12 protein-coding genes are annotated in these 12,532 nt (G+C 71.4%); 7 read left to right on the top strand and 5 right to left on the bottom strand.

The window, feature by feature from the left end:
• The first annotated feature begins 7 nt into the window (after positions 1-7).
• The 3 genes from ABFX81_RS09590 to ABFX81_RS09580 all read left to right on the top strand — a co-directional run bounded on the left by ABFX81_RS09590 (position 8) and on the right by ABFX81_RS09580 (position 4,693).
• Positions 8-1,441 (top strand): dihydrolipoamide acetyltransferase family protein, encoded by a 1,434-nt coding sequence (locus ABFX81_RS09590; RefSeq protein WP_346137909.1) that lies wholly within the window; start codon positions 8-10, stop codon positions 1,439-1,441.
• 152 nt (positions 1,442-1,593) lie between these two features.
• Positions 1,594-3,828 carry a glycoside hydrolase domain-containing protein gene (locus ABFX81_RS09585; RefSeq protein ID WP_086851739.1) on the top strand — a complete coding sequence of 745 codons (2,235 nt, stop codon included), beginning with the start codon at positions 1,594-1,596 and terminating at the stop codon, positions 3,826-3,828.
• Between the two features lie 40 nt (positions 3,829-3,868).
• Positions 3,869-4,693, top strand: coding sequence for a twin-arginine translocation signal domain-containing protein (locus ABFX81_RS09580; RefSeq protein ID WP_346137908.1), 825 nt, complete (start codon positions 3,869-3,871; stop codon positions 4,691-4,693).
• A gap of 64 nt (positions 4,694-4,757) precedes the next feature.
• Here ABFX81_RS09580 and ABFX81_RS09575 read toward each other — a convergent pair whose 3' ends face one another.
• A complete protein-coding gene (locus tag ABFX81_RS09575) occupies positions 4,758-5,657 on the bottom strand; it encodes a serine hydrolase (protein WP_086851737.1) in 900 nt (299 codons plus the stop codon).
• A 209-nt stretch (positions 5,658-5,866) separates the two neighbouring features.
• Between ABFX81_RS09575 and ABFX81_RS09570 the strand changes: the two genes are divergently transcribed.
• On the top strand, positions 5,867-6,517 hold the full coding sequence (locus ABFX81_RS09570; protein ID WP_086851734.1) for an FCD domain-containing protein: 651 nt from the start codon (positions 5,867-5,869) through the stop codon (positions 6,515-6,517).
• The gene (locus ABFX81_RS09565) at positions 6,514-7,809 is read left to right on the top strand and encodes an MFS transporter (RefSeq protein ID WP_086851731.1); all 1,296 of its coding nucleotides are present in this window, start codon (positions 6,514-6,516) and stop codon (positions 7,807-7,809) included. Before ABFX81_RS09570 ends, ABFX81_RS09565 begins: the two co-directional genes overlap by 4 nt.
• Position 7,810: 1 nt before the next feature.
• Here the strand turns inward: ABFX81_RS09565 and ABFX81_RS09560 are convergent, their stop codons facing one another.
• On the bottom strand, positions 7,811-8,554 hold the full coding sequence (locus tag ABFX81_RS09560; protein WP_086851727.1) for a methyltransferase domain-containing protein: 744 nt from the start codon (positions 8,552-8,554) through the stop codon (positions 7,811-7,813).
• Between the two features lie 190 nt (positions 8,555-8,744).
• Positions 8,745-9,569, bottom strand: a complete 825-nt coding sequence (locus tag ABFX81_RS09555; RefSeq protein ID WP_086851725.1) for a maleylpyruvate isomerase family mycothiol-dependent enzyme — start codon at positions 9,567-9,569, stop codon at positions 8,745-8,747.
• 192 nt (positions 9,570-9,761) lie between these two features.
• Here ABFX81_RS09555 and ABFX81_RS09550 point away from each other — a divergent pair, with 192 nt between their 5' ends.
• Entirely contained in the window at positions 9,762-10,559 is a 798-nt protein-coding gene (locus ABFX81_RS09550) for a nitrilase-related carbon-nitrogen hydrolase (protein WP_086851723.1), read from the top strand.
• Positions 10,560-10,569: 10 nt separating this feature from the next.
• Here ABFX81_RS09550 and ABFX81_RS09545 read toward each other — a convergent pair whose 3' ends face one another.
• Together ABFX81_RS09545 and ABFX81_RS09540 are read right to left on the bottom strand one after the other, a co-directional pair.
• Positions 10,570-11,061 carry an LURP-one-related family protein gene (locus ABFX81_RS09545; RefSeq protein WP_086851720.1) on the bottom strand — a complete coding sequence of 164 codons (492 nt, stop codon included), beginning with the start codon at positions 11,059-11,061 and terminating at the stop codon, positions 10,570-10,572.
• On the bottom strand, positions 11,058-12,056 hold the full coding sequence (locus ABFX81_RS09540; RefSeq protein ID WP_086851718.1) for a helix-turn-helix domain-containing protein: 999 nt from the start codon (positions 12,054-12,056) through the stop codon (positions 11,058-11,060). Before ABFX81_RS09540 ends, ABFX81_RS09545 begins: the two co-directional genes overlap by 4 nt.
• Positions 12,057-12,108: 52 nt before the next feature.
• Here ABFX81_RS09540 and ABFX81_RS09535 point away from each other — a divergent pair, with 52 nt between their 5' ends.
• On the top strand, positions 12,109-12,501 hold the full coding sequence (locus tag ABFX81_RS09535; RefSeq protein ID WP_086851716.1) for a cupin domain-containing protein: 393 nt from the start codon (positions 12,109-12,111) through the stop codon (positions 12,499-12,501).
• The last annotated feature ends 31 nt before the right edge of the window (positions 12,502-12,532 follow it).

The raw sequence follows: 12,532 nt of genomic DNA, 5'->3' as shown, positions 1-12,532 counted from the left end.
GAGGGTCGTGACGACGATGACGGAAGCGTCCGTACGCGAGTTCAAGATGCCCGACGTGGGCGAGGGACTCACCGAGGCGGAGATCCTCAAGTGGTTCGTCCAGCCCGGCGACACGGTCACGGACGGCCAGGTGGTGTGCGAGGTCGAGACGGCGAAGGCGGCCGTCGAGCTGCCCATCCCGTACGACGGCGTGGTCCGGGCGCTGCACTTCCCCGAGGGCACCACGGTCGACGTGGGCACGGCGATCATCGCGGTGGACGTGAGCGGAGGTGCCGCCCCCGCCGCCGAGCAGCCCGCTCCCGCCGCCGAGCAGCCCGCCCCCGCCGCCGAGCAGCCGGCGCCCCGGCCGGAGGACGAGCCGAAGGCGGAGGGCTCCGGCCGGCAGCCGGTCCTCGTCGGCTACGGGGTGGCGACGTCCTCCACCCGCCGCCGCCCCCGCAAGGGTCCCGAGGTCCCGGTGCAGCAGGCCTCGACGGCGATCCAGACGGAGCTGAACGGCCACGGGGCGGTGCCCCCGGCCGCCTCCGCCGTCAAGGAGCGCCCCCTCGCCAAGCCCCCGGTCCGCAAGCTGGCCAAGGACCTGGGCGTCGACCTGACGACGGTCGTCCCGACCGGCCCGGACGGCGTCATCACCCGCGAGGACGTGCACGCGGCGGTGGCCCGCACCCAGGCGCCGCAGCAGGAGGCCCCCGTGGCCGCCGCCCCGGCACCCGCGCAGACGGCGGTGTCGTACGACACCACCCGCGAGACCCGGATCCCGGTCAAGGGTGTCCGCAAGGCGACGGCGGCGGCGATGGTCGGCTCGGCGTTCACCGCGCCGCATGTCACCGAGTTCGTCACGGTCGACGTGACGCGCACGATGAAGCTGGTCGAGGAGCTGAAGCAGGACAAGGAGTTCGCGGGCCTGCGCGTGAACCCCCTCCTGCTGATCGCCAAGGCGCTGCTCGTCGCGATCAGGCGGAACCCGGACGTCAACGCGTCCTGGGACGAGGCCGCCCAGGAGATCGTGGTCAAGCACTACGTGAACCTGGGCATCGCGGCCGCTACCCCGCGTGGCCTGATCGTGCCGAACATCAAGGACGCCCACGCCAAGACGCTGCCGCAGCTGGCCGAGTCGCTGGGCGAGCTGGTGTCGACCGCCAGGGAGGGCAAGACGTCCCCGGCGGCGATGCAGGGCGGCACGGTGACGATCACCAACGTCGGCGTCTTCGGCGTCGACACGGGCACGCCGATCCTCAACCCCGGCGAGTCCGCGATCCTCGCGGTCGGTGCGATCAAGCTCCAGCCGTGGGTCCACAAGGGCAAGGTGAAGCCCCGCCAGGTCACCACGCTGGCCCTGTCGTTCGACCACCGCCTGGTCGACGGCGAGCTGGGCTCGAAGGTCCTGGCGGACGTGGCCGCGATCCTGGAGCAGCCGAAGCGCCTGATCAGCTGGGCCTGAAGCGACGGCGGCGGCCCCCTGCCCTCGGGCGGGGGGCCGCCGCCGTCTGCCCTTCGGGTGAACCAGGGGTACGCCGAAGAGCACAAGAAGCTCCTCGTACCTGCCCAAGTACCCCACAGTAAGCGGTTTAGCCGGACATACGATCACTCTTCATGCGCGACCCCATGGTGCTCAGGGCCCAGAGATTCGTGAACTCCGTCTACGCCAGCCGCACCGGTACGACCGTGGAGGAAACCGGCGAGACCGACTGGGCGACCCTGTACGCCCTGACCCGTGCCCTCCAGTACGAGCTGGGCATCACGGCACTGTCCGACAACTTCGGCCCCACCACGCTCTCGACGCTGACCGCCAAGTACCCGAAGCTCAACGCGGACACCGTCCCCTCCCCCGACTTCTGCCGCATCATCCAGTCCGGCCTGTACTGCAAGGGCTACGACGGCGGCGACCTGGACGGCACGTACGGCGAGCGGGTCGAGGCCGCCGTCACGAAGCTCAAGACCGACATGGGCCTCGAACAGGCCTTCCCCGGCGCCGATCTGACGCCCAAGGTGTTCAAGGCGCTGCTGACGATGGACTCGTACGTCCTCGGCCCCTCCGGCACCCCGCAGGTCCGCGCGGTGCAGCAGTGGCTCAACGGGCGTTACCTGAACCGGCAGGACTTCTTCGTCGTCGCCTGTGACGGGCGCGTGTCCCGGGACCTGGCCCGGGCACTGGTCCTCGGCACGCAGTACGAGCTGGGCATGGCCGACGGCACCGCCAACGGCAACTTCGGGCCCGGCACCCAGTCGGCCCTGAAGGCCCACCCCGTGCGGCAGGGCGACAAGGGCGTCTACGTCCAGCTCTTCTCCGCCGGGATGGTCGTGAACCGGCGGCCCGTCGCCCTCACCGACACCTTCGACTCCTACCTCGCCGCGGCCGTACGGTCCTTCCAGACCTTCGTCGCCCTCCCGCCCACGGGCGAGGGCGATTTCCCCACCTTCGCCTCGCTCCTGGCGTCCTACGGCGACCAGTCGCGCCAGGGCAAGGCCTGCGACACCGTCTCCGAGATCACCCCGGCGCGCGCGGCGGTCCTCAAGGCCGCCGGGATCACGTACGTCGGCCGCTACCTCACCAACCCGAGCGCCACGTCCCTGCCGGAGAAGGCCATCCAGCCGGGCGAGTTGCAGGTCCTCGCCCAGCACGGCCTGCGCTGCTTCCCGATCTACCAGACCGTCAACAACGACGCCTCGGACTTCGACTACGTCGCCGGGCGCACGGCCGGGTACGCGGCGGTCAACGCCGCCCTCGACCAGGGCTTCAAGAGGGGGACCCGGATCTTCTTCGCCGTCGACTTCGACGCGATCGACGCCGAGATCACCGCGAACGTCCTGCCCCACTTCAAGGGCATCAAGGAGGCGATGGCGGACTCCGGCCACCCGTACGAGATCGGGGTCTACGGCTCCCGCAACGTCTGCGCGCAGGTCGGTGCGGCCGGCTGGTCGACGGCGAGCTTCGTGGCCGACATGTCCCCGGGCTTCGACGGCAACGCCGGGCGCCCGCTGCCGAAGGACTGGGCCTACGACCAGTTCGTCATCCGCACGCTCGGCTCGGGCGACGGGCAGCTCGAGGTGGACGCTGACATCGCCTCGGGCCGTGACACCGGGCAGGGCTCGTTCGACCGGCCGCGGCCCGCCGTCCCGGACGTCGCCCTCGACGAACGCCGGGTGCCGGCGCTGCGGGCCGACCTCGCGCGCTACATGCGGTCGATCGGACGCCCGGACCTGGGCGGCGTCGGCGGTGACGCAGGGCTCTACACCAACGCCCAGGCGGTGGAGGCGGTCCAGGACCAGGACGGGCTGGTCACCGAGCTGTCGAACACCTACAAGATGCGCAAGGCGCTGGTCCAGACGGCCGTGTACTGGGCCATGCGCGACTACGGCCTCGCCGACCAGGCCACCGACCAGCAGGTCGCCGACCACCACCTCACGGGCTCCGGCTCAGTGAAGGACTCGCACACGGGTATCGGGCAGATCAGCGCCTCCGACGCCATCCAGGCCTGGAACCACTGCATCGGCTGGGGCTTCACCACCGGCGACCGCCGCGACCCGGCCAAGGACGCCGATCTCTGGTCGGTGTGGCAGCGGCTGAGCAAGGACAACGCGTTCAGCGTGCGCACCGCGGCCCTGGTCCACCTGTGGGGCACACGGGGCAGGCCCGGCGGCCAACTGCCCCCCGGCGACCGCGTCACCACTCCGCGGTCCATGCGCCTGGACCTCGCCGAGTTCGAGATCACCGAGCTGCTGCGCCGCTACCGGGCCTGGGACCCCGAGGTGGAGGCGCAGACGCACCAGAGCCTGGCCGTCTACCAGATCTTCGAGAAGTACAACAGCATCGCCCGCAACGCGTGAAGCATCGCCGCACCGCGTGAATCGCCGGAATGAGAGCCCGTTGAACCTCAACCTCCCCCACATACCCCGTCTCACCCGCAGACGGTCCGGACCGGGCGCCACGCACCGCCGGGGCCTGTCCCGCCGCGCCCTGCTCGGCCGTGTCGCCGCCGTCGGCGGTGCCGTGGGCGTCGCCGCCCTGCCCGTCTCGCACTTCCTGTCCCAGGCGTACGCCGACGCGCACAACCCCATCCCGGGCCGCGTACGGGACGCCCTGCGCAGCGCGCAGGACCGGACCCGGCGCGTGCTGGCCGGTTCGCGCTCCCACAACGGCTGGGAGATGGAGAACGTCGCGGACGACGGCGGCACCGTCTACACCCGTCCCGTGCCCGGCACCCCGCTCACGGGCATCGCGGTCCGCATGGGCGACGTGGAGACCGTCCTCGTCCACCTGGTGCGCCGGTTCCACTACGAGGTCGACCGGCTGCGCCGGGGCGACGTCGTCGGCTGGCACGACCCGTCCGGCGTCGGCAAGGGCCGCCCGGAGTCCAACCTGGCGTCCGGCACGGCGGTGCGGATCCGGCCGGGCTTCTACCCGCGCGGCGCCCGGGGCGGCTTCTTCCCGCAGCAGGAGGTCGTGGTCCGCGACATCCTCGCCGAGCTCGACGGCGTCGTCCGCTGGGGCGGCGACGACCCCACGCCCGACGAGTCGCTGTTCTCCGTCGACGTACGGCCCGGCGACAAGCGGCTGGCCCAGGTCGCGGCGCGGATCCGCGGCTGGCAGCTGGAGCCCGGAGCCGGTGCGGGCGCTCCCGTGAACGTACTGGCGGGCAGCCGGCGCAAGGCGGCCCGGGCGCTGGAGCGCCGGCAACGCACCGCGGCGTGACCAACGGAAGGGGGCTCACCGCCATCGGCGGTGAGCCCCCTTCGTGGTGCCCGTCCTGCTTCCGCTACTTCGCGAAGCCGTAGTTCATCAGCTTCGTGGCGTCCGTCTTCCGCGTGGTCTTGTCGGTCGACGCGAGGACCGTGCCGATGACCGTCTTGCCGTTGCGGGTGGCGGCGAAGACCAGGCAGAACCCGGACTGCGGGCCGGAGCCGGTCTTCACACCGATCGCGCCGGTGTAGCTGCTCAGCAGCGGGTTGGTGTTCTCCCACGGGGCCATCGTCCGCGTGCCGCCGGACTTCGTGGTCGTCTTCGCCGTGTACTTCTTCGTCTTGACGACCGTGCGGAACGTGGAGTTCTTCATCGCGCTGCTGGCGAGCTTCGTCAGGTCGCGCGGTGTCGAGTAGTTGGCGCCCTTGCCGATGCCGTCGAACGAGTCGAAGTGGGTGTTCTTCAGACCCAGGTCCTTGGCGGTGGTGTTCATCTTGCCGATGAACGACTTCACGCGCGCCGCCCGCGTCGAGCCCGAGCCGAACTTGTCGGCGAGCGCGTACGCCGCGTCGCAGCCGGACGGCAGCATCAGCCCGTACAGGAGCTGGCGGACGGTGACCTTGTCGCCGACGATCAGCTTGGCGTTCGACGCCCAGTTGTTGTCGACGATGTAGTCGCTGTACGCCTTCTGGATCGTGACCTTGCTGTCCAGGTTGAGCTTCGGCTGCTTCAGCACCACCAGGGCGGTCATGATCTTGGTGGTCGAGCCGGTGGAGCGGCGCGTGTCGGCCGCCTTGGTGTAGAGCGACTTGCCGGTCGCGTTGTTCATCACGTAGCCGCCCTTGGCGGCGATCGTGGGCGCCGTGGCGGCCTGCGCCGGCGCGACGGTGAGGGCTCCGGTCGCGAGCATGGCGCCGGTGGTCACGGCGACGGCCGCGGCTCTGCGGAGACGGGTGCCCTGAATGGCGGTTATCAAGTGAAATACCCCGATTGCGTCGAATGCCCCAACCGTGCGGCCGAGTTGAGGACGAGGGGAAAGGGGGCCGCACGTGTCTGACTCGTAACTAGCACACGTGGTTGTGTCATTGCCGATGAGGACCCCCTCTTTGCCACAGACGTGTGACATTCGAGTCCGCATACTGGACGAATGCATTCATGCGTACCTGTTGTATCTATGCTGTCGGCATGACCCTGGCCGTGAAGCAACCTCCCGCCGCCGACCGCGTCTACACCCACGTCAAGCAGGGCGTCCTGGAGCGCCGTTACGAGGGCGGGACCCTCCTCACCGAGGGCGAGCTCGCGGAGGCCGTAGGGGTTTCGCGCACGCCGGTGCGCGAGGCGCTGCTCCGGCTGGAGGCCGAGGGGCTGATCCGGCTCTACCCGAAGAAGGGCGCCCTCGTCCTGCCGGTCTCCGCGCAGGAGATCGCCGACGTCGTCGAGACACGGCTGCTCGTCGAGGAGCACGCGGCGCGCAAGGCCGTGCCCGCGCCCGCCGGGCTCATCGAGCGCCTGGAGGAATTGCTGGCCCGGCAGAAGAAGCAGGCCGCCGCCGGAGACCTCGCCGGGGCCGCCGTCACCGACCGCTGCTTCCACGCCGAGATCGTCCGCAGCGGCGGCAACGAGATCCTCTCCCGGCTCTACGACCAGCTGCGCGACCGCCAGCTCCGGATGGGCGTCGCCGTCATGCACTCCCACCCCGACCGGATCGCCAAGACCCTCGCCGAGCACGAGGAGATCCTCCAAGCGCTGCGCGCCGGGGACGCCGAGGCGGCCGTCGCGCTGGTCCACCGGCACGTCGGCTGGTTCTCGCACCTGGCCCGGGGGGAGGTCCGATGAGCTCCACCACGCTGCCGGACGATCCGCCGGGCGGCCGCCGCGCGCTGGCCGTCTGGGGCATCGGCGTCTCGGTCTACTTCGTCGCGGTCATCTTCCGCACGTCCCTGGGCGTCGCCGGCCTCGACGCGGCGGACCGCTTCCACGTCAACGCCTCCGCGCTCTCCACCTTCTCCATCCTCCAGCTCCTCGTCTACGCGGGCATGCAGATACCCGTCGGCCTGCTCGTCGACCGGCTCGGCACCAAGAAGGTGCTGGCCCTCGGCGCGGTGCTGTTCACGGCCGGGCAGCTGGGCTTCGCGTTCTCCCCGTCGTACGGCACGGCGCTCGCCTCCCGGGCGCTGCTCGGCTGCGGTGACGCGCTGACGTTCATCAGCGTGCTGCGCCTGGGCAGCCGGTGGTTCCCGGCCCGGCGCGGGCCGCTCGTCGCCCAGTTCGCGGGGCTGGTGGGCATGGCGGGCAACCTCGTCTCCACGCTCGTCCTGGCCCGGCTGCTGCACGGCATCGGCTGGACGGCGGCCTTCGCGGGCAGCGCGGCCGCCGGGGCCGTGGTGTTCGTGCTGGTGCTGCTGTTCCTGAAGGACCACCCGGAGGGCCACGAGCCCGAGCCGGTCCCGCACCAGGGCGCGGCCTACGTACGGCGGCAGATCGCCGCCGCCTGGCGGGAGCCGGGGACGCGGCTCGGCCTGTGGGTGCACTTCACGACCCAGTTCCCGGCGATGGTGTTCCTGCTGCTGTGGGGCCTGCCCTTCCTGGTAGAGGCCCAGGGACTGTCCCGGGCCACGGCCGGCGAACTCCTCACGCTCGTCGTGCTCTCGAACATGGTCGTCGGCCTGGTCTACGGGCAGATCGTCGCCCGGCACCACGGGGCCCGGCTGCCGCTCGCGCTCGGCACGGTCGGGACGACGGCGGCCCTGTGGGCCGCGACCCTCGCCCACCCCGGTCCGCACGCCCCGATGTGGCTGCTGATCGTGCTGTGCACGGTCCTCGGGGCATGCGGGCCCGCGTCGATGCTCGGCTTCGACTTCGCCCGCCCGGCGAACCCGCCCGAGCGGCAGGGCACGGCCTCCGGCATCACCAACATGGGCGGCTTCGTGGCCTCCATGACCACGCTGTTCGCGGTCGGCGTGCTGCTCGACGCCACCGGCGACGACTACACCCTGGCCTTCTCTTTCGTGTTCGTGCTCCAGGCGCTCGGGGTCACGCAGATCCTGCGGCTGCGCAAGCAGGCGGCCCGGCGTGAGCGGGAGCGGCTGGTGGCGAGCCGGGTGGAGACGGTGCACGTGCCGGCGTAGGTCAACGGGCCGCTACCGGTACGAGGGTGAGGTACGCCAGGCCGAGGACGCCGCGGTAGGTGAGCCAGGCGGCTCGGTGCCGGTCGGCGCGCTCCCGGGTCTCGTCGGCCAGGGGGTGGCCGGGGTGCTCGGCGAGCCACACCTCGGTGTCCGCGAGGTACGCCGACTCGAACGCCTCCCATTCGTCGAGGCTCGCGGTCTCCGTCCACTCCGGCCGGAACCCCGCGTCGACGGCCAGGCCGACGAGGGTCGCGAGGTCGGGGTGGTCGGTGGCTTTCGCGTCCGGCCACATCCGGGACAGCTCCGCCTCGGTCGGGGTGCGGTGCCAGAAGCCTTCGCCGAGGAGGACGCGGCCGCCGTCGGAGACGAGCCCGCGGAGCTCGCCGAGGGCTTGGGGGAGTCGGCTGCCGAGGGCCTGGCTCGCACCTACGCACAGGACGAGGTCGGCGGGGCCGTGGGGGGTTCCGGTGGCGGACTCTTCGAGGAAACGGACTCGGTCCGTGAGACCTCGCGCCTCGGCGGCTTGTCGGCCGCGGGCCAGATCCTCGGCGTTGATGTCGATGCCGGTGCCGGTTGCCTTCGGGGTGGCGGTGAGGACGCGGAGCATCAGCTCGCCCCAGCCGCAGCCGATGTCGAGGATGGTCGCGGGGGCGTTGCCGGCCAGGCGCGTCACGAGTTGGTCGGCCCGTGCATCGGACAGGGGGCCGTGGAAGGTGAGGCGGCTGCGGCGGGGCGGGGTTGTCATGTCCAGGGACGGTACGTGGGGTGGGGCTTTGACGGCATGGGGTTTTGCGGCCCTGTCCGTTGTTGCTGAGGCCGGGTGGGTGCGCAGCTCGGCGCGGCGAGGTGCCGCTGCGCCCACCCGGGCCGCCCTGGGGGCACCTCCCAGGCCCTTGAGGAAATGGGGGAGGCACGACTGCCCGCAGCGGGATGCGCTACTTCGTCACCGTGAAGTTGCGCAGGATCGCCGCCGTCAGTTCCGGGTCGCCCTCCGTCTTCAACCTGTCCGTCACCGACTCCGGCGTCACACGGCCGCAGGCCAGGCGTACGTACGTCTCCCAGTCGAGGGTGAGCGTGGCGGCGGGGCCGAGGGCGGGGGCCGTTTCCAGGGTGCCGCGGCCCTGGATGTCGACGCGGATCGTGCGCAGGAACTCGATGGGACCGTGGACGTCGAAGACGACGGCCGAGCTGCGCGGTGCCTGCGCGTCTTCGGCGACCACCCGCGGGAGTTCGCCGAGCAGCACGTCACGGGCGACGTGCGCGCCGGGGGAGTCGAGGTTGCCGGGCCGGCCGAGGGCCGTGCGCAGGTCCTGCTCGTGCACCCACACGTCGAAGGCGTGCCGGCGCATGGACTCCTCGAGGGTCAGCTCCGTGCCGAGCGGGCCGCGCACCTTCGTGCCCGGGTCACGCGAGTCGTTGCGCAGCTGGCGGTTGCGGCGGATGATCACGTACTCCAGCTCGGAGGTCATCTCCGGCGCCGTGTGGTGACGGCGGACGTCGACCTGCATCTCCATGTAGCGCTGGTGGTCGTTCGTCACGTGGAAGAGGTCGCGCGGCAGCGTGTGGATGGGGCGCGGGTCGCCCAGCATCTCGCAGTCCAGGCCGATGACATGGGAGACGACGTCCCGCACCGACCACCCGGGGCACGGCGTCCGCCGGTTCCACTCGGCCTCCGCGAGCGGCTGGAGCAGCTCGGATATCGCTTCGATGGAGTGGGTCCAGGCGTCGGCGTAGGGCTGGAGGGTGGGATGCAGACTCACGGAACGGGACCCCTCGGCGGTCGGTGCACGGGCAGGTGGTGGCGGTTGCCAGTGGGAGGTGGCGGCTGTCGGCGGGTGTCTTGGCAGCTAAGTTACGCTGCTGTGAGGCACCCCGGCAGTGCTTTCGTGTGACGATCGTAGGCCCGTGGGGAACCCCTTGTTGGACGGGCCGAATGCCAGGACGGTGGTAGTGTGCGCGCCTCTGTGATCCAGATCGCCGTAAACGAGGGCGAATCGGTCGAATCACGGCGCCGGCGGGCGGCCTCGATGGTCCGGGATCAGGCCGGGGCCGATCTCGTCGTCCTGCCGGAGCTGTGGACCACGGGTGCCTTCGCCTACGAGGAGTTCGGGCAGGAGGCCGAGCCGCTCGAAGGGCCGACGTACGAGGCGATGGCGAAGGCCGCGAGCGACACCGGCGTGTGGCTGCACGCGGGGTCGATTCCCGAGCGTGATCCGGACGGTCCCCTCTACAACACCTCCCTCGTCTTCTCCCCCTCCGGCGACCTCGCCGCCGTCTACCGCAAGATCCACCGCTTCGGCTTCGACAAGGGCGAGGCCGTGCTGATGGGCGCGGGCGCCGAGCTGGTGACGGTCCGTCTGCCGGGGACCACCCTGGGCCTCGGCACCTGTTACGACCTCCGTTTCCCCGAGCTCTTCCGCGGTCTCGTCGACGCCGGTGCCGAGACGCTCGTGGTCCCGGCGGGCTGGCCGGAGCGCCGCCGGTCCCACTGGACGCTGCTGGCTCAGGCGCGGGCGGTCGAGAACCAGTCGTTCGTCATCGCGTGCGGAACGGCCGGGACGCACGCCGGAGTTCCCCAGGCCGGTCACTCGATCGTGGTCGACCCGTGGGGCGAGGTGCTGGCCGAGGCGGGCGCCGGGGAGGAGGTCCTCACGGTGGACTTCGACGCCGGGAAGGTCGCCACCACCCGTGAGCAGTTCCCGGCGCTGAAGGACCGGGTGCTGGGGCTCCAGCCTCCTCGCAGGCCCTGAGGACGCGCCCTCAGCCCTCCCGCTCCTTCTCCGCCAGGTGGATCACACACACCGCGACCGCGATCAGCAGCGCCGGATCCGCATCCTCGTGGACGACCTCCACGCCGTAGGTCTCCCGTACGGTCAGCCACCGCCGGGAGACCACCGCCAGCAGCTCCCCGTCGTACTCGACGGCGAACTCCCGGTCGAGGATCTTGCCGCTGACGTCCAGCTCGCTGCCGTCGGCAAGGGACACCCGGTAGTGGTTGCGCAGCAGGGACAGCCGTTTGCGGCGGATCGTCGCCAGCGGCTCGCCGCCCCGCTGGAGCACCATCGTGTCGCGCAGGGCGAGCATCTTCTGGTGGATGTCGACGAGGACGCGCCCCTGGGTGTCCTTCAGCTCCCAGGTGTCCCGCAGGCGCAGGGCCTTGCCGTCGACGAGGAAGACCTTGGAGCCGCTGCCGTCCTCGATCCAGTAGTCGTCGCCGAAGCCGAGGAGCCGGTCGTACACGAGGAATCTCATGTCACCAGGGCTTCCCCGGCGCCGCTGCCGAAACGCCGCCGATAGGCCGACGGGCTGAGCCCGGTCACCCGCCGCAGCCGGTTGCGCAGGTTGGCGGCCGTGCCGAGCCCGCTGCGGGCCGCCACCACGTCCAGCCGTTCCTCGCCCCGCTCGATCAGCCGGCAGGCCAGCGCCACCCGCTCCCCCGTCAGCCACGCCAGCGGTGTCGTGCCGAGCTGGGCGCGGAAGCGCCGGTGGAGCGTGGCGGGGCTGACACGCGCGCGTGCGGCCAGGTCCGCCACCGTCAGCGGCTCGCCGAGCCGCTCCTGCGCCCACTCCAGCAGGGGGCCCAGGGACTCGTCCCGCACGTCCGGCACCGGCCGCTCCACGAACTGCCGCTGTCCGCCGTCCCGGTGCGTGGCGAACACCAGCCGCCGGGAGACGTGGTTGGCGATCTCGGCGCCGTGGTCCCGCCGCCAGACGTGCAGCCCGAGGTCGAGCGCGGCCGCGCTGCCGGCGGCGGTGAGGAGGTCGCCCTCGTCCACGAACAGCACGTCAGGCTCCAGCAGCACCTTCGGGTGCAGCCGGCGGAAGGAGTCGGCCCAGCGCCAGTGCGTCGCCGCCCGCCGCCCGTCCAGCAGTCCGGCCTCGGCGAGCGCGAAGGTGCCGGTACAGAAGCTCATGATCCGGGTGCCACGCGCGTGTGCGCGCCGGATGGCGTCGAGCACGGCAGGGGCGCGCGGTACGACGTTGTCCGGCCGGCCGGGCACGACCAACGTGTCCGCCCGGTCCACGGTGTCCAGGCCCCGGACGCCGGTGAGCGTGAAGAAGCCGTGGTTCATCCGGATCTCCGGCGCGGGCCCGCACAGCGTCACCTCGTACAACGGCCCCGGCAGCCCCAGCTCGGGCCGTGGCAGTCCGAACAGTTCGGTGGCCACCCCGACCTCGAAGGGGTTGGTGCCCTCGTCGACGATCACGGCGACCTGGTGCGGGCGGTGCGAGGATCCTTGCGGCATGTGCGATTCCTAGCACTCGTGCGAGACGGGCGGAACCCCGCAGGATCCCCTCATGACCCAGGAACCCGTCTCCCTCGCCCACGCCCTGGCCTCCTTCTCCGAGCGGTGGAGCCCGCGCATCGTCACCGCCGTCAACGACTACGACGTCCGTATCGCCAAGGTCGAGGGCGAGCACGTCTGGCACGTCCACGACCACACCGACGAGTTCTTCCTCGTCCTCGACGGCGAACTCCAGCTCGGACTGCGGGAACCGGCCGGTGAGCGCACGGTCGTCCTGCCCAGGGGCTCGGTGTTCACTGTCCCGCGCGGCACCGAGCACAAGCCGTACGCCCCCGTCCCGACCGCGATCCTCATGTTCGAACCGACCGGCACCCTCACGGTCGGTGACCGCCACGACGAGATCCCGGCCCACGTGGACGCCACGACGGGGCATGCGCTGGCTTAGCGGTCCCAGAAGTTCATTGCCTTCGACACTC

It is taken from the genome of Streptomyces coeruleofuscus (assembly GCF_039532725.1).
In the GTDB taxonomy this organism is placed as follows: Bacteria; Actinomycetota; Actinomycetes; order Streptomycetales; family Streptomycetaceae; genus Streptomyces; species Streptomyces coeruleofuscus.
Note: the sequence above shows the minus strand (reverse complement) of the source record. Positions and strands in the feature narration are given on the sequence as shown.